This window comes from Nonomuraea sp. NPDC050394 (genome assembly GCF_044459065.1).
GTDB lineage: Bacteria > Actinomycetota > Actinomycetes > Streptosporangiales > Streptosporangiaceae > Nonomuraea.
On sequence record NZ_JBITIO010000021.1, the window covers coordinates 85,002 to 108,716 of the forward strand.

Genomic DNA, 23,715 nt, shown 5'->3' on the forward strand with positions numbered 1-23,715 from the left:
GAGTTGGCCTGTCACCAATGGGCTACGTTCACCTGCCCCTCGGGGCGCAGGCGCACCTGGCGGCCCACCAGTTCGCGGGACTCGGCATCCGCCAGCAGGTCGGCATGCCGTACGACGGCGTGGGCCCTGGAGGTTCCGCCCGGGACGTCGACGACCAGGATGGCGCGCTCGGGGGCCCCGTCGCGGCCATGGGCGACCGTGTAGCCGGCCACCGTCGCGGGGCCCTCGTACAGGTCCTGGATGGGGACGGGGGTGGCGGCGTGCACGGGGGCGGCGTCGCCGAGCGTGCCGCCGGGGTCGGTGGACCAGACGGCGCAGGTGTGTTTGGTCAGGTGCATGCCCACACCGGTGACCAGGCCGTGGCCGCGCTGGGAGCGCAGGAGCCCGGCCATGGTGGCCGTGGAGTGCAGGACGTAGTTGCTGGCGGGGCCGCCGGCGTACGGCAGGCCGCCGGTGACCGTGAGGCCGCGCGGGTCCAGGAGGTCGAGCTTGAGCGCGTCGCAGGCCTGCCGCAGGGCGATGGCGAAGCAGCTGTAGAGGTCGAGCGCGTCCATGTCGTCCAGGCCCAGCCCGGCGCGGGCGAACGCGGACCCGGCCGCTTTCCCGAGCGCCGGCGAGGAGGCCAGCGAGGGGCGGGCGGCGACCTCCCAGGTGTCCTCGGCGTAGGCCCAGCCCCGCAGGTACACGCGCCGCTCCGGCGGGATCGCCAGCCGGTCGGCCAGCTCCGAGCTGACCAGGATGACGGCGGCGGCCTGGTCGACCTCCAGCGTCGCGACCGTGTTGCTGGTGTACGGCCAGCCGACGAACCGCCCGGTCTCCAGCTCATCCGGAGAAAACGCCGTGCGCCGCCAGGCATGAGGATTGGCCGCCGCCACTTCCGACATAAGCGACATAAACCGCGCCCGCTCCGACATTTCCCGACTTATCGCCATATTTCGGGAAAAGCGGTGCGCCGTCTCCAGGATCGGATACGTGTGGACAGGAAGGAACAACTCGTGCGCCAATTCCGCCGGATGCGGCGGCCGGTCCCACCCGTACGGCGGCTTCGGATCGGCCGGATGGCTCCACGCCACATGCTCGCCCAGCTTGCGCACGTGCCTGCGCGTGGCCAGCGCCTCCGCCCCCGCCACCAGAGCGCTGTCCAGCTCCCCCGCCGCGATCCGTCCCGCCGCGGCGCCGATGAGCATCTGCGGGGCCGTACCGCTGACATTGGAGTAGACGCTGTGACGCGGCGCCGCGCCGAGCCGTTCCGCCAGCCGGTACGGCGGCGCGTCGTACTGCCAGGAATCGGTGTAGACCAGCCCGATCGAGTCGAGCCGCGACGGCGAGAGACCGGCGTCGCGCGCGGCCTGCCTGGCCACGTGCTCCCAGAGGTCGAGGGGTTCCGGTCCGGGCTGCGTCCGGACGGTCAGCTGGGCGGCGCCGACGAGGCAGGGGGTGCGCGGATCCATGTCGCCCATCTAACCAGAACAAGATTCGGTTTGGCTCGCCTGTGACGTTTCTGACCGGAGTGAGCACAGGCGGCGCACGGATATAAGTGGCCACTGTTATCGGTGGGAAAAATGAATTCAGGACGTCGCGGAGACCTGCGCGAATACCGATTGAGAATACATGCCCAATTGCTATTTCTATAACGGAACGGAACCGGCCCAGACTTTTTCACGTCGTTTCCTGGAACTCGCCCCGCGCCATTCATTAGCGTTCCCAGCGTTTTCCTGGCCCACCGGGGCGCCGTACCCCGCTCTGGGCCGCCGAGAACTGGAAGGAGCTCCATGATTTCCCGAGCAAGGCGCATGGCGATTCCGCTCGCCGGCCTCGTGGCCATCGGACTGGCCGCCGGCATGATGAGCGGCACCGCTTCGGCGACTCAGGCACCCAAGGACGTCGTCTCCAAGAACGCGACGACGCCCGCGACTCAGGCAGTCCAGTTCTGGACGCCCGACCGCATCCGGTTGGCCACGGACATGAAGGACTCCCTGGACATCTCGTCCAGAGGCGTCAAGGGCGGCACCCAAAGCCCTGACGGTCCGCCCGGATCGGTCCCGCCGATCGGCGAGGAGAAGACGAAGACCGCCAAGAGCAAGCACGTCAATCTGCCCAACACGGTCGGCCGCGTCTTCTTCACGCTGCCCGGCGCCAACCCGAACGACCCGAAGAGCTGGCGTTTCTGCTCGGCCAGCTCTGTCCAGGGCAAGTTCCGCAACCTGGTGGCGACATCGGCGCACTGCGTCTACGACACCAAGAAGGACGTCTTCTACGACAACTGGATCTTCATCCCGTCGTACTGGGACGGCAACAACGCGTGGGAGGGCAAGGCTCCCTACGGGATCTACGCCGCCAGGACCTTCAACGCGCACGACGACTTCGTGGTGAAGGAGGACTACGACTTCGACTACGCGTTCGTCAACGTCTACAACGGCATCAAGGTCAAGTGGGAGAAGGTCAACGGCAAGTGGCAGTGGACGGTCAAGAACGTCGGCCGCCTCGGTGACAACGTCGGTGGCCAGGGCTTCGCCTGGAACCGCAGCACGAAGGTGAACGTCTTCTCCTTCGGCTACCCGGCCGGCGAGCACCCCGACGGCGACAAGCCGTTCACCGGCCGCACCATGAAGTGGTGCTACGGCAAGACCAAGCCGATGCCGTCAGCGCCGAAGTACAACCTGCAGGAGCACATCGGCTTCAAGTGCTCCTTCACCGCCGGCGCCAGCGGCGGGCCGTTCATCTACAACTACAAGAGCGCCTCGCGCACCGGCTACCTGGTCGGCGTCAACAGCGTGGCGTGGGACACCGACGGCAACGACAGGTACGACCACATCTCGTCGCCGTACTTCAACGCCGACACCTACAAGGTCTACAAGGCCGCCGCCAACCGGTGGACCGGCAACTTCCCCCTGTAGCGGTCTGACGCGAGCTGAAAGTCCCCGGGCCCTCCCCGGGGACTTTCCCCTTGTCCGAGGTCCTTCAGAACGCGAACAGCGGGCCCGTGGCGGCGGACATCCTGCAGCGGTTGCCGTACACGGCCGTGTAGTTGATCAGCCGCTCCCCCCAGACGCCGGTGGCCGTGACCTTCACCGGGCTGTACTCCTCCGTGCACAGCACCTGCGCCACCGGCATGCGCGCCGGGTTGCCCGCGGCCGCCGTCAGCGCGGCGCAGGCCTCGGTGGCGCGCGGGTGCACACTGGGATTGCCGTCACACACGAGAAGGACGTGGCGGGCGCCGTGGGTGAGTACGTATCCGTTCTTCGGTGGTTCCGCGGGATTTGCGGCTGGACCAGCGGCGATAGCCGTACATGAAAGGACGGCGAGACACATGAGTCGCATACCCGCAGCCTTGCTCGCAGATCAGCGGTGACCAACGACCGACGCGCGGGACGCATGCCTCACATGGGCTTTATAGGACACACGTCAACCTTGATCAGATAACGAATCTCCATCCGAGCTGCCATAGAGTGAGTCGATCTGGAAAAATCCTCCCTTACGACCCCAAGAAAGGCATTTCATGATCCCCCCGGTCAGGTCCCTCGCGGCCGCCGCCCTCGGCGCGCTGCTGATGGTGCCTGCCCTGACAGGGATCGCGAACGCCGCGCCGAGCAAGGTGATGACGGTCCCGCTGGCCAAGACCGACGCGGACATGAAGAAGGTCGCGGAGTACTGGCAGCCCGACCGGCTCAAGAAGGCCGACAGCTACTCGCCGGCCACGCCGGCGGGCAACGCCCCCGCCGCCTCCTCGACCGCCGCCGGGGCATCGGCCGGCGCCGCCGTAAAGGCCGCTTCCGCCACCGCGAAGCAGGCGAAGACGGGCCCCCGCGACGTCGCGCCCGCGCTGCCCAAGAGCGGCTCGGCCGCCAAGACCATGGGCAAGGTCTTCTTCCGGTTCGGCAGCAAGGAGTTCTGGTGCTCCGCCAGCGCGGTGGCGTCCAAGAGCAAGAGCGTCGTCGCCACGGCCGGACACTGCGCCTACGACCCGCGCCAGCCCGGCGAGGCGCACAACTGGATCTTCGTCCCCAACCCGCAGGCCGACGGCACCACTCCTGACGGCATCTACGTCGGCGCCTCGCTCAGCCTGCACGAGGACTGGGTCAAGGGCGACTACGACTTCGACTACGCCTTCGTCACCGTCCACCGCGGCTTCGTCTGGGAGAAGCAGAAGGACGGCACCTACTCCATGAAGGACGTCGGCAAGCTGCAGGACAACGTCGGCGGCCAGGGCCTGGCGATCTCCAAGGGGTACGGCAACCGCGTCAACGCCTTCGGATACCCGGCGGGCGCCCAGCCCGACGGCACCCGCCCCTTCAACGGCAAGACGCTCGAGACCTGCGCCGGCGGCACCAGCAAGACCACCGCGCCGAGCCGGGAGCTGCAGTACGGCGTCCTGCTCCAGCCCTGCAACCTCACCGCGGGCGCGAGCGGCGGTCCCTGGCTGTGGAAGTTCCAGAGCTCGACCAAGCTCGGCTACCTCAACGGGGTCAACAGCCTGACCTGGAACCGCGACGCCCGCGGGGCGTACGACGCGGTGTCCGCGCCGCCCTTCATCGCCACCACCGCCGACGTCTACCGGCAGGCCGACGCGCAGGGCAGCAGCGAAAAGTGAGGCAAGTCACATCGGCCCCATAGGCCGACTCTGTGATCAGGCACTCCTTCTGTCTCGGAACGATCACACCGCGTGTTGGAGCGGTTGACATGATCTACCGAAAATTCACATGACATGAGTCAGCGCTGTAGGTTCCGGGCTGTCCGTTTTTGCTGAGTTCGGCGCGCATGGAGCGCCCATACCAGCGCAACCTGGAGTTACCTTGAAGCGAATCCTTCTCCCGGCCGGTGGCGCTCTGCTGGCGACCGGTCTCGTGGCAGCCGGCCTGTCTGGCACCGCCCAGGCCGCCGACGACATCGCCAAGGACCCGATGGCCACCAACACCAAGGCGGCCTACTCCGTCGCCGCGTTCTGGATGCGGTCCAACTACGCAGCCCTGCGCAACGCGACGGCCTACACCTGGGACGCCGCCGACGTGAAGAAGGTCGTCCAGAAGGGCGGCTACAGCCCCGACGGCCGTCCCGGCCAGACCGCGCCGCAGTCCGCCGGCTCCGGCAAGTCCCAGAACGTGAACCTGCCGAAGACCATCGGCAAGGTCTTCTTCGTGGACGCGTCCGGCAAGTACCGCTGGTGCTCGGCCACCTCGATCCAGTCGAACTACCGCAACGTGGTCTCCACCGCCGCGCACTGCGTCTACGACACCGACGGCAACCGCGACGTCATGGACCGCTGGGTCTTCGTCCCCGGCTACTACCAGGGCAAGGCGCCGTTCGGCATCTACGTGGGCAAGCAGGCCTTCACCCACTACGACTTCACGACGTACGAGGACTACGACCGCGACTACGCGTTCGTCACCGTCTACAACGGCATCGGCCACAACGGCAAGAAGTTCGTGGACGCCGGTCGCCTCGGTGACAACGTCGGCGGCCAGGGCATCTCCTGGAACCAGCCGAGCGGCAAGCCGGTGCGCGCCTTCGGCTACCCGTACGCGCCGCACCCGGACGGCAACAAGGTCTACTCGGGCGTGACCCCGAAGACCTGCTACGGCCCGACCACCGGCAAGAAGGTCGGCGCCTCCTGGCTGAAGATCGAGGAGCACGTGGGCCTCAAGTGCGCCGTGACCCCCGGTTACGACGGCGGCCCCTGGCTGAAGAACTACAGCAACGCCAAGCGCCTCGGTTACGTGAACGGTGTCACCAGCACCTTCGCCGACCAGGACGGCAACGACCGCATCGACTGGATCACCTCCCCGTACTTCGACGGCGAGACGGCTGACGTCTACAACGCCGCGAAGAACGTGTGGTCCGGCAAGGTCGTCGGCCCGAACGGCGAGCTCTACAAGTAAGACCACCGTGTGAGGGGGCCCGGCTCGATGCCGGGCCCCCTTCCGCGTTTCTGGGCATATCTCCCGGCATGACCGGCCACTTTCACGCCTACCGGTGGACCGGGATCGGCGAGGAGCTGCGCCTGGAGGAGGAGCGCCGGGCCGGCACACCCGAGTTCCCGGGCTCGCCGCTGCCTCCGGTACGCACCGCCGACTGGCTCGCGCGCCCACGCCGCCAGGTGGCCGCCACCTTCGAGTCCGCAGCCGACGCGGTGGACTGGCTGGGCCGGGAGTACACGCCGGCGTGCCGCACGCTGCTCCTGCCCGCCGACGAAGAGCACATCGGGCGCGCCGTACGGCTGGCCAACGCGACCGAATCCCTCGCGGGCGGCGTCGACGTCCAGTGGGGTTTCTGGCTCACGGGAGGCCGGTTCACGTCCCTGGCGGTCGTCTGCTGCCCGAATCGGACCGCCGCGCACCCGTGCCCGCTCATGATCGGAGCGACTTAGACGGGGTGAGAGCCCCATCTGGTTCCTGTGATCTGCGTCACATTCACCGGATCACGGGGAGTGCCGAGGCACTTACCGCTCATTTGCACCATTCGCCACATGCCCCCGACTGGCCAGTGGAAACATGCCGAAACGATCACCGCGGGTAATTGTATCTGACAGATAACAGCACGGTCACGGCGGTAAGGGTGACTACCAGACCGGGCGAAACGGCTTCCACCTGCAAAGATCACACGGGTATGTTCCTTGCTATCCCTTTACTGACGCATGGGACGCATGTTGCGACCCACGACAGACCAAGGAGCAGTTCCCTTGAAGCGCATCCTCATCCCCGCCGGTGGAGCCGTTCTGGCAACCGGCCTGCTGGCTGCCGGCCTGGCCGGCACCGCCTCGGCCGCCAACGACGTCGACACCGACCCGATGGCGAAGAGCGCGGCCACCGCTAAGGCCATCGCCGCTTTCTGGGCGGACAACAACGGCGCCGCCCTCAAGGGCGCCAAGGAGTCCAACGTCTGGGACGGCAAAGACGTCGAGAAGCTGAAGCAGAAGGGCGGCTACTCCGCGGACAGCCGGCCCGGCACCACGCCCCCGATCGGCGCCGAGAAGAAGACCACCGCCAAGGTTCAGAACGTGAACCTGCCGAAGACCATCGGCAAGGTGTTCTTCGTGAACGGCAAGGGCGAGAAGAAGTGGTGCTCGGCCACCTCGATCCAGTCGCAGTACCGCAACCTGGTCGCCACGGCCGGCCACTGTGTGTACGACGTCAAGGACAACCAGGACGTCATGTCCAAGTGGGTCTTCGTCCCCGGTTACTACCAGGGCAAGACTCCGTGGGGCATCTACGTGGGTAAGCAGGCCTTCACCCACTACGACTTCTCCACCTACGAGGACTACGACCGCGACTACGCGTTCGTCACGGTCTACAACGGCGTCCAGCTCGGCAACGGCACCGCCAAGAAGGTCTCCAAGGCCGAGTTCGACAAGTACCAGGGCGTCAAGGACGCCAAGGACATCGAGATCACTCGCGCGGAGTTCCGCAAGTGCAAGCTCGACCCCACCTCGATCGAGGCCTGCTGGGTCAAGAAGGGCTCGGACGCTGAGCCGACCGGTCCCGACTACCCCGGCGCCGAAGTCGCCAAGGTCGAGGTCAACGCGGACAAGTACAAGGCCGCGAAGGTGGGCAAGGGCAACGGCTTCAAGTTCGGCGAGCCGGTCACCGAGATCGTGACCGACCCGGCTGCCAAGGCCTACCTCGAGAACCAGAAGAAGGACCCGGTCAAGTACCCGGCCACGGTCAAGCAGGACGCGCGCGGCAACTGGACCATCACGCACTACTACGTGCAGCAGTGGTACAAGCCGGGCCAGGCGACCAAGTTCTACAAGACCGAGTTCTACATCATCGAGGGCTACGTCAAGGACGCCGGTCGCCTCGGTGACAACGTCGGCGGCCAGGGCTTCGCCTGGAACCAGCCCACGGGCAAGTACGTCCGCGTGTTCGGTTACCCGGCGGCCCCGCACCCCGACGGCAACAAGAACTACACCGGCATCACGCCGAAGTGGTGCTACGGCAAGACCTCTTCGAAGCTGGCCGCCTCGGCCGCCAAGAAGATCGAGGAGCACGTGGCGCTCAAGTGCGCGATGACCGAGGGCGCCGACGGTGGCCCCTGGCTCCTCAAGTACAGCAACGCCAAGCGCATCGGTTACGTGAACGGTGTCACGAGCACGTTCGCCGACCAGAACGGCAACGACCGCGTCGACACCATCACCTCGCCGTACTTCGACGGTGAGACCGCGTCGGTCTACCAGGCCGCCGCCAAGGTGTGGTCCGGCAAGGCGTTCTAAGTAACGCAACGCGAGCGGCACTAGCTGTTCGTAGATCGTGAATAACCCGTAGGGCCCGGCAACCGCCGGGCCCTACGGCTGTCCCGCCGAAAGTTGAAGCCGTTTTGACGCATGGGGCCCGCAGACGGTGCCATCAACTTGATGTGATCTGCGTCACATTGGCGGGGAACCACCCATCAGGGCAGCACCCCAACCCCACACGTCACACCAGCAACAAGCATCTGTTGATCTGCGAAAACATCACAGGTCTGGCCTCTCGCCCGGTCAGCCCCATCGGCTGCATAAACATCACGAAGCGATCACGGCCGACTTGTCCCATCTTTTCCGCCCGAAGCGGGTTCCTGTTTTCAAGATCGGCGCTGTATGTTCCTGGCTATCCCTTTACTGACGCATGGGACGCAAGAGGCGTTCCACGACAGCGCAAGGAGTTACCTTGAAGCGCATCCTCCTCCCGGCCGGTGGCGCCATCCTGGCCACTGGTCTGCTGGCCGCCGGCCTCGCCGGTGCCGCCCAGGCCGAGCCGAACATTGACGCCGACGCCCTCGCTGCGTCGAACGCCAAGGCGGCCGAGGTTCTCAACTTCTGGACCAAGTCCAACAACGCTGCCCTGAAGCAGGCCACGGCCTACTACTGGGACAACAAGGACGTCAAGAAGATCGTCGAGAAGGGCGGCTACGTCGGCAACACCAAGCCGGGCGAGCTCCCCCCCATCGGTGCCGAGAAGAAGGTCACCGTCAAGTCCCACAACGTGAACCTGCCGAAGTCCATCGGTAAGGTCTTCTTCGAGGGTCGCGACGGCAACCTCTACTGGTGCTCCGGTACCTCGATCCAGGCCAAGTACCGCAACCTGGTCTCGACCGCTGGCCACTGCGCGTACGACTACAAGAACAACGGCGAAGTTGTCTCCAAGTGGGTCTTCGTTCCCGGTTACTACCAGGGCAAGACTCCGTGGGGCATCTACGTGGGTAAGCAGGCCTTCACCCACTACGACTTCTCGAACTACGAGGACTTCGACCGCGACTACGCCTTCGTCACCGTTTACAACGGTATCGGCGGCGTGCAGGCGGACGCGAAGAAGGTCACGAAGAAGGAGTACGACGCCTTCACGGGGTCCAAGGACACCAAGGTCGTCGAAGTGACCGCCGAGGAGTACAAGAAGGGCAAGCTCGACCCCGCCACGACCGACGACTACAACGTCGAAGAGGGCAGCTCGGACGAGGCCTCCGGCCCCGACTACCCCGGCGCCGTCGTCGGCAAGGTCGAGGTTCGCAAGTTCATCTACGACGCTGCCAAGGTCGGCAAGGGTAACGGCTTCAAGTACGGCGAGCCCGTGGTCGAGCACGTGACCTACGACGAGGCTGTTGCTTACATCAAGAAGCAGAAGCCGAGCTGGAAGCCGGGCGACCCGCTGCCCGCGCCCACCAAGGACTACCCGGGCGTTGTCGCGGTCGACGGCAACACCAACGCCACCATCACGCACTACTTCGTGCAGCAGTGGTACAAGGCGGGCAAGGCCACCAAGTACACCCGCACGGACTACTTCATCTTCAGCTCCGCGCTGAAGGACGTCGGTCGTCTGGGTGACAACGTCGGCGGCCAGGGCTTCTCGTGGAACCAGGGCACCGGCAAGGTCGTTCGTACCTTCGGTTACCCCTACTCGAAGCACCCCGACGGCTCGAAGCCCTACTCCGGCGTCACGCCGAAGTGGTGCTACGGCAAGACCGGCCCCAAGGCCACCAAGGTCGCGAGCCTGAAGATCGAGGAGCACGTGTCGCTGAAGTGCGCCGTCACCGGCGGCTACAACGGCGCCCCGTGGCTGCTCAAGTACAGCAACGCCAAGCGCATGGGCTACGTCAACGGCGTGACCAGCGTTCTGTACGACACGGACGGCAACGACCGTTGGGACTACATGTCCTCGCCGTACTTCGACGAGGAGACGCACGCGGTGTACTCGGCCGCTGCGAACGTGTGGTCTGGCGCGATCACCGCGGTTGCCAAGTAACCTCGTGATCACCTGAGTCGGAGGTCCAAACTCTGACTCGCCCCAGCATCACCCGAAGGGCTCGGCTTCTGCCGGGCCCTTTGGTCTTTCTTCAGGAATTTTCCGCGAAGATCCCTTATCAGAGGGGCGCAAGGGTCGATAGGGTCCTGACATCCCCTTTGTTACTCCTGTGGAGCCCCCCTGTGAAGCGCCTGCTCGTCCCCCTCGCCGTCGCCGGTTTGAGTGCTGCCGCCGTCGCCTTCCCCGCCACCGCCGAGCCCAGCTGGGTCCAGGACCCGCTCGCTCCGAAGCCGGCCGACGCCTACAGCAACGCCTTCTTCTGGCTGGACGGCAACGCCGCCGCACTGAAGAAGGCCACCCAGTACCACTGGGACGCCAAGGATGTCCCGAAGCTGGTGACCACCCAGGCCAAGAAGTTCGACGGCAAACCCGGCATGACCGCCCCCATCACCTCGTCCAAGCCCGGCGCCAAGGTGAAGAACGTCAACCTGCCCCGCAGCATCGGCAAGGTGTTCTTCCTCGACCGCAAGGGCAACTACCGCTGGTGCTCGGCCACCTCGATCCAGTCGCGCCACCGCAACCTGGTCGCGACCGCCGGCCACTGCGTGTACGAGGACGGCAAGGACGTCTACCGCAAGTGGGTCTTCGTACCCGGCTACTACCAGGGCAAGGCCCCCTGGGGCGTCTACGCCGGCGCGTACGCCTTCACCACGTATGACCTCGACGTGTACGACGACTACGACGGCGACTACGCCTTCGTGGCCGTGCACAACGGCTTCACGCTGACCGAGGAGAAGAAGGTCACCGCCCAGGAGTACAAGGCCTGGGCCGGCGACAAGTGGATCAAGCCCCGCGAGATCACCGCCGAAGAGTTCGCCAAGTGCAAGCTGAACCTCGGCGACTGCTGGTCCGAGGGCGAGGACAAGCCCGCCGACCTGGTCGGTCCCGACTACCCCGGCGCGGTGCTGGAGAAGGTCGAAGTCAACGAGAAGACCTACACCGACGCCAAGATCGGCAAGGGTCAGGGCTTCAAGTTCGGCGAGCCCGTGGTGGAACAGGTCACCAAGGTGGCTCACGACGCCTACAAGGGTCCGGGCAAGCCCGGCACCGACAAGTTCGGCAACCACACCATCACCCACTTCTACACGCAGAAGTGGGTGAAGCCCGGTACCAGCCGCAAGTACTTCGTGGCCGAGTACGTCATCGGTCTCGCCAAGGACACCGGGAAGCTCGGGGATGTCGTGGGCGGGCAGGGGTTCGCGTGGAACCAGCCCAAGGGCCAGCCGGTCTACGCCTTCGGCTACCCCGGTGACCCGCACCCCGACGGCGACAAGCCGTACTCCGGCGTCACCCCCAAGTTCTGCTACGGCAAGACGGGCACCAAGACCTACCAGGTCAACAGCTTCAGGGTGGAGGAGCACCAGGTGCTCAAGTGCTCGCTGACCGGCGGCGCCGACGGCGGGCCCTGGCTGCTCAGGTACAACAACGCCAAGCGCACCGGCTACCTGAACGGCGTGACCAGCATCTTCCACGACCAGGACGGCAACCAGCGGATCGACTTCATCAGCTCCGCCTACTTCGACAGCGAGACCGCCGACGTCTACAACAAGGCGACCTACGCGCAGACCAAGTCCGTCGTGGGCCCGAACGGCGAGATCCTGCACTAGAAAGCGGCACGACGAAGGCCCGCGGCCCCGCCGCGGGCTTTCGCGCGTTCAGGGGTGACCGTCCACGCGGCGGCGGGCGTCGGCGACGAGCCGCCGCGTCGCCGCCGGTGAGAGGTTCAGGAGGGCCGCGATCTCCTGGTACGGCAGGCCGAACAGACCATGCAGCACGAAGGCGAGCCGTTCGGCCGGTGACAGGGTCTTCAGCACGTCCAGCAGGGCCAGCCGCACGGCGTCGGCCAGCGGCGTGTCCTCGTCATCACTGCCGTTCATACCGCAGTGACGGTTGGCGGGCGCCGGATGTGACGTCAGACGGAAGCCAGATCGCGGGTGCGTTCCGCGAGTTCCTGCACGGCCCGCTCCTGCTTGTGCGGTTCGAGGCGGCGGCGTAGGTCGGCGGCGTAGGAGCGGGAGCGGGCCGACTGGAGTTCGGCGCCCAGGACCAGCGCGTCGGTCGCGGCGGCGCAGGCTTCCTCCAGTTCGCCGTCCTGCAGGAGCCCGGCCGACAGCAGGGACAGGTTGAACATGCGGCCGCGCACGAAGCGGCCGTCCATCTGCAGCGAGCGGCGCGCGTGGCGTACGGCGCGCTCGCCGTCGCCGAGGTCGCGGAAGCAGTGGGCGAACTTGGCCGCCAGGTACGCCTCGTCGAAGTACCCGAGCCACGCAGGCTCCTCCTCGGTACGGCGGGCGGCGAAGGCCTGCTCGGATTCGTTGAGCGAGACGCCGCAGGAACGGGCGTCGCCCAGTCCGGCGTGGGCGTGGGCCTCCAGGACGTGGGCGGAGGCCAGGAGCGTCCGTACGCCCGCCCGCCCGGCCGACAACTGCGCGGCGCGGGCCAGGTCGAGCGCGTGGCTGTGCTGGCCCATGTAGATGGCCTGGTGGGCCATCCCGGCGAGGATCTCGCCGCCCAGGGCGTGGTCGGCGGCGCCGCGGGCCAGGCGCAGCGCCTGGATCAGGTAGCGCTGGGCGAGGCCGTGCTGTTCGAGGTCGTAGGCCATCCAGCCGGCCAGCCGGGTCAGTTCGGCGGCGGCCGAGGCCAGCTGGCGGCCGGTGGCTTCGCCGTAGGAGCCGTCCTTGAGGAGCGGCGAGACGGCGGTGTCCAGATATTTCACGACCGAGGAGCGCACGCGGCCGCTGCCGAAACGGTTGTCCAGTTCCCCGAACGAACGGGTCACCTCGTGAATCGCGGCGATGTCCGCGTTGCCGACCCTGCGCCCTCCCCCGCCGGTCGGCCGCCCCTCCGCCGGCGCCGCCAACCAGCGCAGGGCCCCCACCGAGCCCGCCCCGATCGCGAACGTCGAGTCGAGCAGGAACCTCCGCCTCTCCACGTCCGCGCGCCACAGTGCTGTCACGGTAGCGACCCCCTCCTGCCAGGTGTGCGTGAACTCCTGCCCGAGATCGAGGGGTGTGGTCATGGCCGGCATGCCGAGTTCTTCCGCGGTCACCGGCCTGCCGAGCCGGAGCGCGAAGATCTCCGCGAGAAGGCACGGAACGGGTTCCCTCGGCCGCTGACCACCGATCCAGCGCAGAACGGAGCTGTGGTCGTACTTGAGGCCGGGGGTGCCGCGCGCCGCTCCCAGATCGTTCAGCCGCCGGGCAAGGCCTTTGTGTGAGAAGCCCGCCTCCACGATGACTCGCTGGAGCAGTCGGTTGGGCTCGCGTTCCATAGCTCTCCTCGCCCGGGAGCCGGCGCCCGCCATCCTTACAGAGCGCTCTCTTTATAGCACGAAGAGTAAAGAGGTTTTCTGCAGTTCCAAAAGACGAGGCGGGCTACGGCAGGTTCAGCTCCCAGACGCGTACGGCCATCGGGCGCTTGGTGTTGTCGAACACCACGCGCACCGCCATCCGGCCCTTCTTGAGCCGCTGCCAGAGGTGGATCGGGTCGCACTTGGTCTTGCCGTAGGCCTTCTTGGTGGCGCTGTCGTGCGGGTATCCGGCGGCCCTGTTGCCGCACTTCTTGTTGACCTGGCGGTAGTCCAGCCCTTCCGTGTACGCGATCCGGATCGGCTTTCCGGTCTTCTTGTCCAATGACCAGCCGAGCAGGCCGCTCTCCCCGATCTCGCCCAGCGACGCCTTGTGCGGGGTCAGGATCAGGTGGGAGTCGCCGGAGATCTTCGCCCAGCCGTACACGGTCTTGAGGCCTGTGGCGGTTTCCGCCGAGGCCGGGGTGGTCGCGACGAGAAGCATCGCGGCGGCCGCCGCGCTGACCAGAACCGCTTTCATCTGTCCTCCAAGATCGACGTTTCCGCGAGCTTCTCAAACGCCGCTTAAGAACGGCTTGCAGAAAGCGCCCGGCCGGATCGCTCCGGCCGGGCGCTGCGATCGTGCGGTTCTAGATGCGGCTGACCCCGTCGATCTGGGCCTGGGCGGCGACGGCGGCCGTCACCGCGGGCGCCACCCGGGCGTCGAACGGGCTCGGGATGATGTAGTCGGGGGTCAGGTCGTCGGCCACCACGTCGGCCAGGGCGTCGGCGGCGGCCACCTTCATGTTCTCGGTGATCGTGCGGGCGCGCACGTCGAGGGCGCCGCGGAAGACGCCGGGGAAGGCCAGCACGTTGTTGATCTGGTTGGGGTAGTCGGAGCGGCCCGTGGCCACGACGCTCGCGTGGCGGCGGGCGACGGCCGGGTCGATCTCGGGGGTCGGGTTCGACAGGGCGAACACGATCGAGTCGGGTGCCATGGAGGCGATGGCCTCCTCGGCGACGGTCGAGCCCGACAGTCCGATGAAGACGTCGGCGCCGGCCAGCGCCGACTCGGTCGAGCCGGTGTGGCCGCCCTTGTTGGTGTCGCGGGCCAGCGCGGCCTTGACCGGGTTGAGGTCGGTGCGGCCCAGGTGGAGCAGGCCCTTGGAGTCGGCCACGGCGATGTCGCCGATGCCCGCCTCCAGCAGGATGCGGCTCACCGCGACGCCGGAGGCGCCCGCTCCGGCCACCACGGCGCGCAGGTCGGACAGGGAGCGTCCGGTGATCCGCGCGGCGTTCTTGAGCGCGGCCAGGGCCACGATGGCGGTGCCGTGCTGGTCGTCGTGGAAGACCGGGATGTCGAGCAGGTCGCGCAGCCGGTCCTCGACCTCGAAGCACCGGGGGGCGCTGATGTCCTCCAGGTTGATGCCGCCGAAGGAGGGCGCGAGCCGTACCACCGTCTCGACGAGCGCGTCGACGTCGGTGCAGGCGAGGCAGATGGGGACCGCGTCGACGCCCCCGAACTCCTTGAACAGGAGGGCCTTGCCCTCCATGACGGGCATCGCGGCGGCCGGGCCGATGTCGCCGAGCCCTAGCACAGCGGTGCCATCGGAGACGACGGCGACCACATTCGAGACCCAGGTGTAATCGTTGACCAGCTCCGGGGAGTCGGCGATGGCCGAGCAGACGCGGGCCACTCCGGGGGTGTAGGCGAGGGAGAGGTCGTCCTTGTTACGGACGGGGATGGTCGAGCGGACCTCCAGCTTGCCGCCGCGGTGCAGCGCGAAAGCGGGATCCAGGTCGAAGGAATCGAGCGAGGTAGAAGCGGGCGTGACAGCCACAGAGACCCCTGTAGGTTCATCGGACGGAAGGACAGACGCCACAAGGAGGCCTGGCTTCGGTAGCTGCCAGGTTCCCCTCGTCGATGGGTCGTCTCGTGAGGGGTACGGGGGTCACCCGTTTCATGATTGTGCCACATGGTGAGATAGATCAGGTGTCGGAGCTGACGCCGTTCTGTTGACGCATCGTTAAATCAGAACGCACGGACTGCTACTAACCGCCATCTAAACTTCACAAAACCTTACTTTCGTGGCATACCTCATGAGGAGGCCGAACATGGCCCTCTGGTCCTCGCGACGCCGTGGCTACGCCGTAGGCACGCTCGCTATCACCGCCGCCCTGACGCTGTCCGCCTGCGGCGGCCAGCAGGCGGGCACCGACACCGCGCAGCCGACGGGCGGCACCGCCGCGGGCGGCGCCAAGCTGGTGAGCCCCGGCAAGCTCACGACATGCACGAACATTCCTTATGAACCTTTCCAGTTCAAGGAAGGCGACAAGGTGGTGGGGTTCGACGTTGACATCGTCGACCTGGCCGCCAAGAAGCTCGGCGTGACCCAGGAGATCGTCGACATCGACTTCGCCCAGATCAAGAGCGGCGCGGCCATGGCCTCCGGCAAGTGCGACGTCGCCGCCGCGGGCATGACGATCACTCCCGAGCGTCAGAAGAACATCGACTTCTCCGTGCCGTACTTCGACGCCACCCAGGCCCTGCTGGCCAAGAAGGGCACCGGCGCCACGTCTCTGGAGGACGTCAAGGCCAAGGGCCTCAAGCTCGGCGCCCAGGCCAGCACCACCGGCCTGGAGTTCGTGAAGGACAAGGGCTTCGACCCGGTCGAGTACGCCGACTCGGCCAAGGAACTGCTCGCCCTGCAGGCCGGCCAGGCCGACGTCATCGTCCAGGACCTGCCCGTCGTCCTCACCTGGCTGAAGAAGCCGGACGTGGCCGCCAAGTTCGAGGTGATCGCCAGCCTCGACACCGGCGAGCAGTACGGCATCGGCCTCAAGAAGAACGCCGACCCGGTCCTGCTCAAGACCATCAACGAGTCGATCGAGACCGCCAAGAAGGACGGCACCTACGAGCAGATCTTCGTGAAGTGGTTCGACAAGAAGCCTGGTGAGCTGGGCTGATGAAGCCGTCCACGGCGGCTGAACCGGGCCGGGCCCGGTTCAGCCCTCGCCAGAAGCAGCGGGTCACGCGGATCGTCCAGTACGTCGTCCTGGGCCTCGCAGCCATCGCGCTGGTCCTCTACGTGGACTGGCCGAACCTGGCCCAGAACTTCGCCAAGCCCGAGGTCGCCAAGGAGACTCTGCCCGAACTGTTTACGATCGCGTTGAAGAACACGGTCGTCTACACGTTGGGCGGGTTCCTGCTCGCCTTCGTCTTCGGGCTGCTCTTCGCGCTCATGCGCATGTCCCAGGTTGCCGTCTACCGGTGGATCGCGACGATCTACATCGAGATCTTCCGCGGCCTGCCCGCGGTCCTGATCTTCATCATGATCACCTTCCTTCCGGTGGCACTGCCCGGCTTCGTGCTGCCGTTCGGCATCTACGGCTCGGTCTTCCTGGGCCTCGGCGTGATCGGCGCGGCCTACCAGGCCGAGGTCTTCCGCGCCGGGCTCCAGGCCGTGCCGAAGGGCCAGACCGAGGCGGCCAGGTCCCTCGGCATGTCGGCGTCCAGGGCGCTGTTCACCGTGGTCGTCCCGCAGGCCGTCAGGATCGTCATCCCGCCGACGACCAACCAGTTCGTGATGCTGCTCAAGGACTCCTCACTGGTGTTGTTCCTCGGGGTGTCGAGCCAGTACGTGGAGCTGGCCAAGTTCGGCAACGACCTGGCCTCCGAGCACTCCAACGCCACTCCGATCATGGTGGCGGGCATCACCTACCTCCTGGTCACGATCCCGCTCGGCTACCTCGCACGCAGGCTGGAGAAACGATGACGCCACACGCCATCGACGTCAGGAACCTGCACAAGAGCTTCGGCGACAACCACGTGCTCAAGGGCATCGACTTCACCATCGATCCCGGGCAGGTCGTCTGCGTCATCGGGCCGTCGGGCTCGGGCAAGTCCACGCTGCTCCGGTGTGTGAACATGCTGGAGCAGCCGACGGAGGGCAAGGTGTTCGTCGAGGGCGTCGAGCTGACCGACCCCGACGTGGACATCGACGCCGTACGCCGCCGCATCGGCATGGTCTTCCAGCAGTTCAACCTGTTCCCGCACATGACGGCTCTGCAGAACGTCATGATCTCCCAGCAGCGGGTGCTCAAGCGCAGCAAGAAAGAAGCGGAGATCATCGCCAGGGAGAACCTGGACAAGGTCGGCGTGGGCGCCAAGTGCTCCGCCCGCCCCGCAGAGCTCTCCGGCGGCCAGCAGCAGCGCGTGGCCATCGCCAGGGCGCTGGCGATGAACCCCGACCTGATGCTGTTCGACGAGCCCACCAGCGCCCTCGACCCCGAACTCGTCGGCGACGTGCTCACGGTCATGCGCAAGCTGGCCGAGGAGGGCATGACGATGATGGTGGTCACCCACGAGATGGGCTTCGCCCGCGAGGTGGCCGACCGGGTCGTGTTCATGGACGGCGGCGTGATCGTCGAGGAGGGCACCCCCGCCCAGCTCATCGGCGACCCGCAGCACGAGCGGACCAGGGCGTTCCTGCGGCGCGTCCTGCACCCCGAGGGCTGATGAACACCGCACGCGGCACAGCGCCTCACGCGGGCTCCCCCGCCCGCGTGAGGCGTCGCGCGGTGATCTCGGCCGGGCTCGCGCTGCTCGCGCTCGCCGCCTGCGGAACCGAGCGCGTACGGCACGGCGACCCCTCCGGCGCCCTCACCATGTGCACCAACACGCCCTACGAGCCGTTCGAGTTCGAGCAGGAGGGCGTCATCGTCGGCTTCGACGTGGACCTGGTCTCCCTCGTGGCCCGGGAACTGCGCCGCCCGCTCAAGGTCGTCAGCGTCGACTTCGACGCCATCCAGAACGGCAGCGCCCTCGGCGACGGCACCTGCGACCTGGCCGCCGCCGGAATCACGATCACCGCGGAGCGCAAGAAGAACCTCGACTTCTCCACGCCCTACTTCGAGGCCTCCCAGGCCGTCCTGGTGCGCAGGGACAGCAAGCTGAAGAAGCTGACCGGCGCCAAGATCAAGGTCGGCGTCCAGACCGGCACCACCGGCGCCGACTACGCGCGGGACAAGGGCCTGACCGTCGTCGAGTACGACGACTCGCTGCAGCAGCTGATCGGGCTGCAGGCCGGGCACGTGGACGCGCTGATCCAGGACCGGCCGGTGATCGCGCTCTGGCTGACCAAGCTCAAGCTCGGCAAGGAGCTGAAGCTGCTGGAGAGCCTGGAGACCGGTGAGGAGTACGGCATCGCCGTACGCAAGGGGAACACCGAGCTGCTCCGCACGGTCGACACCGTCCTGGAACGTGCCAGAAAAGACGGAACCTACGCGCGGTTGCGTGACAAATGGCTGGGCAACCTGAGCAACGGCCAGTAGCGCAGCACGACACGGCCCACGATGTCGTCGACCGGGCCGAAGTCCCAGCTGTCGCGCCTGCCTGAGGCGCGCTGGTTGTCGCTCTCCAGCCACCATCCCTCCTCGCCGTGCCACTGGGCCCGCTTGACGATGAGGCGCGCGGGATCGCCGGGCAGGCGGGCGACGACCAGGTCTCCCGGGTGGACCGTGGCGCCCCGCCGTACCAGCAGCCAGTCGCCCGGACGGAGCGCGGGCCGCATGGAGTCCCCTTCGACACGCACCCTCATGTGCTGTGACCCCCTCATCCATGGGCGTTTGCAGCCGAGTAAGGTCGGTAACCGGACCAAGCTGACTCAGCATCAAGGAAGGACTTTCTGATGCTCGCACGACTGCTACGACCCAAGCATGTCGCTTCCGCTCACTGCGACCTGCCCTGCGGCGTCTACGACCCCGCTCAGGCCCGGATCGAGGCGGAGTCGGTCAAGGCGATCATGGAGAAGTACGCCGGCAACGAGGACCCGGTCTTCCGCTCGCGCGCACTCACGATCAAGGAGGAGCGGAGCGAGCTCGTCAAGCACCACCTGTGGGTGCTCTGGACCGACTACTTCAAGCCCCCGCACCTGGAGCAGTACCCGCAACTGCACCAGCTGTTCTGGGAGGCCACGAAGCTGGCCGGCGCGGCGGGCGGCAAGGGCACGGTAGACGTGGCCAAGGCCGACGACCTTCTCGGCAAGATCGACGAAATCTCCAAGATCTTCTGGGCGACTAAGGCCGCTTAAATCGGGAGATAAGGCTCTGTGTGGTACCAGCCACGCAGAGCCTTTTCGTTCGTTGGCGAGTCTGAATCCGCCAAGCACCTCTCCGGGGCGGTAAGTTGCAGTCAGCGTCGAAACCGTACGGGGTCGCTGACCCGAGGGAGGAACGTGACCGAGGAAACCGAGACGCGCGCCGAGGGCGTGGCGGGCATCCGCGACGTGGTGAGCATCAGGCTCCCCGCAGCGAGCGCCTACCTGTCCGTGCTGCGTACGGCAACCGCCGGGCTGGCCGCGCGGCTGGACTTCACGCTCGACGAGATCGAGGATCTGCGGATCGCCGTCGACGAGGCGTGCGCCATGCTGCTGACCGAGGCGGTGCCAGGCACCGACCTGACGGCCGAGTTCGAGCTGACCGGGCAGGAGATGCAGGTCAGTGTGGAGGTCGCGACCGTCGGAAACTCCGCGCCCAAACGCGATGACTTCGCGTGGATGGTGCTGACCGCCCTGGCGGACGACGTGGACGCCGTGACCGACTCCCCCGACCGCATGGCGATCGTCCTGCGTAAGCGCCGAGGCGCGGCGAGGCCGGCGTGACGGAAAGGACTGGAGCCATGGCCACCAGCGAACACGCCGTCCCCGACAGGGTGCGTGCCCGCATGCTCTTCGCCGAGCTGGCCGAGCTGGGTCCCGACGAGCCGCGCCGTCAGCGCATCCGGGACGAGCTGGTCGAGCTTCACCTTCCCCTTGTCGAGTACCTGGCCCGCCGCTTCCGCAACCGCGGCGAATGGCTGGACGACCTCACCCAGGTCGCCACCATCGGCCTGATCAAGTCCATCGACCGCTTCGACCTCGCCCGCGGCGTGGAGTTCTCCACCTACGCCACGCCGACGATCGTCGGCGAGATCAAGCGTCACTTCCGCGACAAGGGCTGGGCGGTCCGCGTACCACGCCGCCTGCAGGAGCTGAAGCTCTCGCTGACGAAGGCGATAAGCGAACTGTCGCAGCGCGAAGGCCGCGCGCCGACCGTGGCCGAACTGGCCGCCTTCCTCAAGATGACCGAGGAAGAGGTCCTGGAAGGCCTGGAGTCGGCCAACGCCTACTCGACCGTCTCGCTCGACGCGCCCGACTCCGGCGACGACGACGCGCCCGCCGTGTCCGACTCGCTCGGCATCGTGGACGAGTCGCTCGAAGGCGTCGAGTACCGCGAATCGCTCAAACCACTGCTCGAACGGCTGCCGCCGCGCGAGAAGCGCATCCTGCTGCTGCGGTTCTTCGGGAACATGACGCAGTCGCAGATCGCCACCGAGCTCGGGATCTCGCAGATGCACGTATCGCGCCTGCTGGCCCGCACGCTCGCCCAGCTACGCGAGGGACTGACCGCCGAGGACTAGCCGTCCTCCCCGTAGAGCGCCTTCGTGGTGGGGGGCGCCAGCAGCACGCCGAGGCCGACCAGGGCGACCGCCATCAGCGGGAACCCCAGGGCCGGCCGGTCCGCCTGGATCAGCGTGACAGCCACCGGGATCATGAAGATCTGGGTGAGCACGCTCGGCGCCCTCCCCCACCGCTCCACCTTGAACAACCCACCCCACGCGACCCACAGCAGCCCGGCCCCGACCAGCAGCCCGAACCCGGCCTCCGCGACGGCGCTCGTCATGCTCTCCGGCCTGCCCACGATGGCCTCGACGGCGACGTAAACCCCCAGGCCCAGGGCCACAAGCCCCTCCAGTGCCACCAACACCGCCGCCACCAACAAAGTCCCAGGACGCGTCACCCCCTCACCCTAACGGGCATTCCCCTCCCCCGACCGGGCCTCTCCTCCCACGCGCTGTTACAGCCTCTCTCACAAGCCCACGCTCTGTTACAGCCTCTCTCACAAGCCCACGCTCTGTTACGGCAAGCCCACCCACCCCCACCCGCCGTCGTGGGCGGGCGCCGATCGTGGGGATCGCTTCTCACGTCGGACGTGGTACCCGCCGCAACGGCCCACGTTGACCAGCCACCATGCCCCAGGCCGGCCACCTGCCGAGAGCGCCGAGCCCCGCCGCCCAACGTCCCGCCGTCTCGGCGCACGGAAGAGCGCGGGCTAACGCCGCGCCAACCCGAGCTCCCGCCGCCACCCCGAGGCCGTCTCCCAGCCGTCTCCCGGATCATGTCGCGGTATCCGGTGTGGCCGGATCGTGTCGTGGTACCCGGTGTGGCTGGGTTGTGCTGGTTCGCGGTGTGGGTGGGTTGTTCTGGTTTGGGGTGGGGTTTTGGGTGGGTGTGGGAGGAGTGGGGCGATCGAGTAGCGGTTACGGTGGAGGCATGCGTGCGATGTTGCTGGTCAACCCCAAGGCGACCACCACGAACTCGCGGACCCGCGACGTCCTCATCCGCGCCCTGGGCGCCGCCGTTGATCTGACCGTCGAGGAGACCGGCTACCGCGGGCACGCGGCGGCGCTGGCCGGGAAGGCCACGGCGAGGGGGTTCGACGCGGTAGCCGTACTCGGTGGGGATGGGACCGTCAACGAAACCGTGAACGGCCTGCTCAACACGCCCGCCACGAGCGCGACCGAGCGGCCCGCGCTCATCGTCATCCCCGGCGGCAGCGCGAACGTCTTCGCCCGTGCGCTCGGCCTGCCCAACGACCCCGTCGAGGCCACGGGGGCGGTGCTGGAGGCGCTGCGGGAGGACCGGCGGCGGATCGTGAGTTTGGGACATGCCCAATGGGAGGATGAGGGCAGGTACTTCACCTTCTGCTCAGGCATGGGCTACGACGCGGAGGTGATCAGGGCCGTCGAGGGGCTGCGTGGGAGCGGCAGAAAGGCCACGCCGGCGCGTTATGTGAACACCGCGCTACGCCACTATGTCGCCACCGACAAGCGCACCCCGGCGATGACGCTCACCGGTCCGGGCATCCCGAGCGCGCACGGGATCTTCATGGCGATCATCTCGAACACCTCGCCCTGGACCTACGTGGGCACGCAGCCGGTCACCCCGACTCCGTGGGCGAGTTTCGAGACCGGGCTGGACCTGCTGGGGCTCCAGCGCCTGGGGCTCCCGACCATGGTGCCGCTGATCCGCAAGATACTCACGGAGAGTGATCGGCTTCCGTCCGGACGCCACCTGGTTCAGCTGCACGACGAGGCCGCGTTCACGCTGACCGCCGAACGCCCCGTCGCCTTCCAGCTCGACGGTGACTACCTCGGCGAGCGAGAATCCATCACATTCCGGGCTACACCGAACGCGTTACAAGTTCTGGTCTAGATGGTTACATTCGGTCATTGTGTGACGCATCCGACATCCATCTCCGCCAAAACTTCCCACCAACCCTCTTGCGTGCACTCTGCGTGGCTGAAAAGCTCGTGAATGACATCGGAACGTAGGACCTTTAATCAGCCCCTTAGAGGTCTGCCGATGTTCAGCGGGCATCCCCGGGTCCACAGGATTCGGGAATGGTTCGCGCGAGTTAGTGAATCTCTTCACAAAGTACTAGCCGCACGGAGTCAACCACCGGCTCCATCCACTAAGGAGTGACGCATGGACTGGCGCCACCGAGCTGCCTGCCGTGACGTGGACCCCGAGCTGTTCTTCCCGATCGGCAACACCGGCCCCGCGCTCATGCAGATCGAGGAGGCCAAGCAGGTCTGTCGTTCCTGCTCGGCCGTCGAGAAGTGCCTGAAGTGGGCGCTGGAGTCCGGTCAGGACGCCGGCGTGTGGGGTGGCCTGAGCGAAGACGAGCGCCGCGCACTCAAGCGCCGCCGCGCCCGCACTCGCGCCGCCGCCCTCTGAGAACACGGTCTTTGAAGATCATCATAAGGTACGGCACAGCCGACCTGACACCACCCGCCGCCTTTGGCGGGCGCCGATCGTGGGGATCGCTACTCACGTCGGACGTGGTACCCGCCGTCACGGCGCATCCTTGGCCGTCCAAGTGGTCCGACCCCTTGGACGACCAAGAGCGCGCCGTGGCGGCATCCGCATGCCACCCCCACAACACCTGACCAGACCGGCCCAAGCGCTCGGCCCCAGGTTCCGCCCGTCACGACACCGCGAACACGGGCCCACACCACTCGCCTGAACTCCAGAACCGCAGGCCGACGCCGCCTGTCCC

The 23,715-nt window shown here is 67.0% G+C and carries 24 protein-coding genes; 16 read left to right on the forward strand and 8 right to left on the reverse strand.

Features of this window, described 5'->3' with window-relative positions; translation table 11 throughout:
• Positions 1-11: 11 nt before the first annotated feature.
• Positions 12-1,451: an acetyl-CoA synthetase gene (locus ACIBKY_RS48700; protein ID WP_397108394.1), complete on the reverse strand. Its 1,440-nt coding sequence runs from the start codon at positions 1,449-1,451 to the stop codon at positions 12-14.
• A gap of 321 nt (positions 1,452-1,772) precedes the next feature.
• Between ACIBKY_RS48700 and ACIBKY_RS48705 the strand changes: the two genes are divergently transcribed.
• Positions 1,773-2,897 (forward strand): trypsin-like serine peptidase, encoded by a 1,125-nt coding sequence (locus tag ACIBKY_RS48705; protein WP_397108396.1) that lies wholly within the window; start codon positions 1,773-1,775, stop codon positions 2,895-2,897.
• 64 nt (positions 2,898-2,961) lie between these two features.
• Here ACIBKY_RS48705 and ACIBKY_RS48710 read toward each other — a convergent pair whose 3' ends face one another.
• On the reverse strand, positions 2,962-3,321 hold the full coding sequence (locus ACIBKY_RS48710) for an SSI family serine proteinase inhibitor (protein WP_397108398.1): 360 nt from the start codon (positions 3,319-3,321) through the stop codon (positions 2,962-2,964).
• Between the two features lie 178 nt (positions 3,322-3,499).
• On the opposite strand from ACIBKY_RS48710, the gene ACIBKY_RS48715 reads away from it, so the two are divergent.
• From ACIBKY_RS48715 to ACIBKY_RS48740, 6 genes are all read left to right on the forward strand, one after another.
• Entirely contained in the window at positions 3,500-4,591 is a 1,092-nt protein-coding gene (locus ACIBKY_RS48715; protein ID WP_397108400.1) for a trypsin-like serine peptidase, read from the forward strand.
• 202 nt (positions 4,592-4,793) lie between these two features.
• Positions 4,794-5,876, forward strand: a complete 1,083-nt coding sequence (locus ACIBKY_RS48720; RefSeq protein ID WP_397108402.1) for a trypsin-like serine peptidase — start codon at positions 4,794-4,796, stop codon at positions 5,874-5,876.
• A gap of 68 nt (positions 5,877-5,944) precedes the next feature.
• Complete coding sequence (locus ACIBKY_RS48725; protein WP_397108404.1) at positions 5,945-6,364, forward strand: hypothetical protein; 420 nt, start codon at positions 5,945-5,947, stop codon at positions 6,362-6,364.
• Positions 6,365-6,676: 312 nt separating this feature from the next.
• The gene (locus ACIBKY_RS48730) at positions 6,677-8,206 is read left to right on the forward strand and encodes a trypsin-like serine peptidase (RefSeq protein WP_397108406.1); all 1,530 of its coding nucleotides are present in this window, start codon (positions 6,677-6,679) and stop codon (positions 8,204-8,206) included.
• A gap of 433 nt (positions 8,207-8,639) precedes the next feature.
• Positions 8,640-10,208 carry a trypsin-like serine peptidase gene (locus ACIBKY_RS48735; protein WP_397108407.1) on the forward strand — a complete coding sequence of 523 codons (1,569 nt, stop codon included), beginning with the start codon at positions 8,640-8,642 and terminating at the stop codon, positions 10,206-10,208.
• Between the two features lie 182 nt (positions 10,209-10,390).
• The gene (locus tag ACIBKY_RS48740) at positions 10,391-11,875 is read left to right on the forward strand and encodes a hypothetical protein (RefSeq protein WP_397108409.1); all 1,485 of its coding nucleotides are present in this window, start codon (positions 10,391-10,393) and stop codon (positions 11,873-11,875) included.
• A gap of 48 nt (positions 11,876-11,923) precedes the next feature.
• On the opposite strand, the gene ACIBKY_RS48745 is transcribed toward ACIBKY_RS48740, so the two are convergent.
• From ACIBKY_RS48745 to ACIBKY_RS48760, 4 genes are all read right to left on the reverse strand, one after another.
• Complete coding sequence (locus ACIBKY_RS48745) at positions 11,924-12,145, reverse strand: sigma factor-like helix-turn-helix DNA-binding protein (RefSeq protein ID WP_397108411.1); 222 nt, start codon at positions 12,143-12,145, stop codon at positions 11,924-11,926.
• A 35-nt stretch (positions 12,146-12,180) separates the two neighbouring features.
• Positions 12,181-13,539 (reverse strand): hypothetical protein, encoded by a 1,359-nt coding sequence (locus tag ACIBKY_RS48750; protein ID WP_397108413.1) that lies wholly within the window; start codon positions 13,537-13,539, stop codon positions 12,181-12,183.
• 103 nt (positions 13,540-13,642) lie between these two features.
• Positions 13,643-14,095, reverse strand: coding sequence for a hypothetical protein (locus tag ACIBKY_RS48755; RefSeq protein WP_397108415.1), 453 nt, complete (start codon positions 14,093-14,095; stop codon positions 13,643-13,645).
• A 109-nt stretch (positions 14,096-14,204) separates the two neighbouring features.
• Positions 14,205-15,395, reverse strand: coding sequence for an NADP-dependent malic enzyme (locus ACIBKY_RS48760; RefSeq protein ID WP_397108417.1), 1,191 nt, complete (start codon positions 15,393-15,395; stop codon positions 14,205-14,207).
• Positions 15,396-15,669: 274 nt separating this feature from the next.
• Here ACIBKY_RS48760 and ACIBKY_RS48765 point away from each other — a divergent pair, with 274 nt between their 5' ends.
• From ACIBKY_RS48765 to ACIBKY_RS48780, 4 genes are read left to right on the forward strand one after another with little or no spacing between them, the layout of a single operon-like run.
• On the forward strand, positions 15,670-16,521 hold the full coding sequence (locus tag ACIBKY_RS48765) for an ABC transporter substrate-binding protein (RefSeq protein ID WP_397108419.1): 852 nt from the start codon (positions 15,670-15,672) through the stop codon (positions 16,519-16,521).
• The gene (locus ACIBKY_RS48770) at positions 16,521-17,330 is read left to right on the forward strand and encodes an amino acid ABC transporter permease (RefSeq protein WP_397108421.1); all 810 of its coding nucleotides are present in this window, start codon (positions 16,521-16,523) and stop codon (positions 17,328-17,330) included. The genes ACIBKY_RS48765 and ACIBKY_RS48770 overlap by 1 nt, the downstream gene beginning before the upstream one ends.
• Positions 17,327-18,073 carry an amino acid ABC transporter ATP-binding protein gene (locus tag ACIBKY_RS48775; RefSeq protein ID WP_397108423.1) on the forward strand — a complete coding sequence of 249 codons (747 nt, stop codon included), beginning with the start codon at positions 17,327-17,329 and terminating at the stop codon, positions 18,071-18,073. The genes ACIBKY_RS48770 and ACIBKY_RS48775 overlap by 4 nt, the downstream gene beginning before the upstream one ends.
• Before the next feature lie 47 nt (positions 18,074-18,120).
• Positions 18,121-18,888, forward strand: coding sequence for an ABC transporter substrate-binding protein (locus ACIBKY_RS48780; protein ID WP_397108424.1), 768 nt, complete (start codon positions 18,121-18,123; stop codon positions 18,886-18,888).
• On the opposite strand, the gene ACIBKY_RS48785 is transcribed toward ACIBKY_RS48780, so the two are convergent.
• On the reverse strand, positions 18,837-19,172 hold the full coding sequence (locus ACIBKY_RS48785; RefSeq protein ID WP_379612212.1) for a S24 family peptidase: 336 nt from the start codon (positions 19,170-19,172) through the stop codon (positions 18,837-18,839). The genes ACIBKY_RS48780 and ACIBKY_RS48785 overlap by 52 nt on opposite strands.
• 72 nt (positions 19,173-19,244) lie before the next feature.
• On the opposite strand from ACIBKY_RS48785, the gene sodN reads away from it, so the two are divergent.
• From sodN to ACIBKY_RS48800, 3 genes are all read left to right on the forward strand, one after another.
• On the forward strand, positions 19,245-19,646 hold the full coding sequence (gene sodN, locus ACIBKY_RS48790; protein ID WP_221341572.1) for a superoxide dismutase, Ni: 402 nt from the start codon (positions 19,245-19,247) through the stop codon (positions 19,644-19,646).
• A 144-nt stretch (positions 19,647-19,790) separates the two neighbouring features.
• On the forward strand, positions 19,791-20,216 hold the full coding sequence (locus tag ACIBKY_RS48795) for an anti-sigma factor (protein ID WP_184972484.1): 426 nt from the start codon (positions 19,791-19,793) through the stop codon (positions 20,214-20,216).
• A 17-nt stretch (positions 20,217-20,233) separates the two neighbouring features.
• Positions 20,234-21,013, forward strand: a complete 780-nt coding sequence (locus ACIBKY_RS48800) for an RNA polymerase sigma factor SigF (protein ID WP_379612213.1) — start codon at positions 20,234-20,236, stop codon at positions 21,011-21,013.
• On the opposite strand, the gene ACIBKY_RS48805 is transcribed toward ACIBKY_RS48800, so the two are convergent.
• Positions 21,010-21,360 carry a hypothetical protein gene (locus ACIBKY_RS48805; protein ID WP_397108428.1) on the reverse strand — a complete coding sequence of 117 codons (351 nt, stop codon included), beginning with the start codon at positions 21,358-21,360 and terminating at the stop codon, positions 21,010-21,012. The genes ACIBKY_RS48800 and ACIBKY_RS48805 overlap by 4 nt on opposite strands.
• Positions 21,361-21,926: 566 nt before the next feature.
• Here ACIBKY_RS48805 and ACIBKY_RS48810 point away from each other — a divergent pair.
• The gene (locus tag ACIBKY_RS48810; RefSeq protein ID WP_397108430.1) at positions 21,927-22,868 is read left to right on the forward strand and encodes a diacylglycerol/lipid kinase family protein; all 942 of its coding nucleotides are present in this window, start codon (positions 21,927-21,929) and stop codon (positions 22,866-22,868) included.
• Between the two features lie 273 nt (positions 22,869-23,141).
• Complete coding sequence (locus ACIBKY_RS48815; protein WP_184972476.1) at positions 23,142-23,393, forward strand: WhiB family transcriptional regulator; 252 nt, start codon at positions 23,142-23,144, stop codon at positions 23,391-23,393.
• Positions 23,394-23,715 lie beyond the last annotated feature (322 nt).

Bases quoted from the DNA above. Each gene is read 5' to 3' on its own strand.
- ACIBKY_RS48725 (WP_397108404.1), top strand. From the start codon at position 5,945: ATGACCGGCCACTTTCACGCCTACCGGTGGACCGGGATCGGCGAGGAG.
- ACIBKY_RS48800 (WP_379612213.1), top strand. From the start codon at position 20,234: ATGGCCACCAGCGAACACGCCGTCCCCGACAGGGTGCGTGCCCGCATG.
- ACIBKY_RS48810 (WP_397108430.1), top strand. From the start codon at position 21,927: ATGCGTGCGATGTTGCTGGTCAACCCCAAGGCGACCACCACGAACTCG.
- ACIBKY_RS48750 (WP_397108413.1), bottom strand. From the start codon at position 13,539: ATGGAACGCGAGCCCAACCGACTGCTCCAGCGAGTCATCGTGGAGGCG.
- ACIBKY_RS48815 (WP_184972476.1), top strand. From the start codon at position 23,142: ATGGACTGGCGCCACCGAGCTGCCTGCCGTGACGTGGACCCCGAGCTG.
- ACIBKY_RS48715 (WP_397108400.1), top strand. From the start codon at position 3,500: ATGATCCCCCCGGTCAGGTCCCTCGCGGCCGCCGCCCTCGGCGCGCTG.
- ACIBKY_RS48770 (WP_397108421.1), top strand. From the start codon at position 16,521: ATGAAGCCGTCCACGGCGGCTGAACCGGGCCGGGCCCGGTTCAGCCCT.
- ACIBKY_RS48765 (WP_397108419.1), top strand. From the start codon at position 15,670: ATGGCCCTCTGGTCCTCGCGACGCCGTGGCTACGCCGTAGGCACGCTC.
- ACIBKY_RS48700 (WP_397108394.1), bottom strand. From the start codon at position 1,451: ATGGATCCGCGCACCCCCTGCCTCGTCGGCGCCGCCCAGCTGACCGTC.
- ACIBKY_RS48755 (WP_397108415.1), bottom strand. From the start codon at position 14,095: ATGAAAGCGGTTCTGGTCAGCGCGGCGGCCGCCGCGATGCTTCTCGTC.
- ACIBKY_RS48710 (WP_397108398.1), bottom strand. From the start codon at position 3,321: ATGCGACTCATGTGTCTCGCCGTCCTTTCATGTACGGCTATCGCCGCT.
- sodN (WP_221341572.1), top strand. From the start codon at position 19,245: ATGCTCGCACGACTGCTACGACCCAAGCATGTCGCTTCCGCTCACTGC.
- ACIBKY_RS48705 (WP_397108396.1), top strand. From the start codon at position 1,773: ATGATTTCCCGAGCAAGGCGCATGGCGATTCCGCTCGCCGGCCTCGTG.
- ACIBKY_RS48785 (WP_379612212.1), bottom strand. From the start codon at position 19,172: ATGAGGGGGTCACAGCACATGAGGGTGCGTGTCGAAGGGGACTCCATG.
- ACIBKY_RS48745 (WP_397108411.1), bottom strand. From the start codon at position 12,145: ATGAACGGCAGTGATGACGAGGACACGCCGCTGGCCGACGCCGTGCGG.
- ACIBKY_RS48775 (WP_397108423.1), top strand. From the start codon at position 17,327: ATGACGCCACACGCCATCGACGTCAGGAACCTGCACAAGAGCTTCGGC.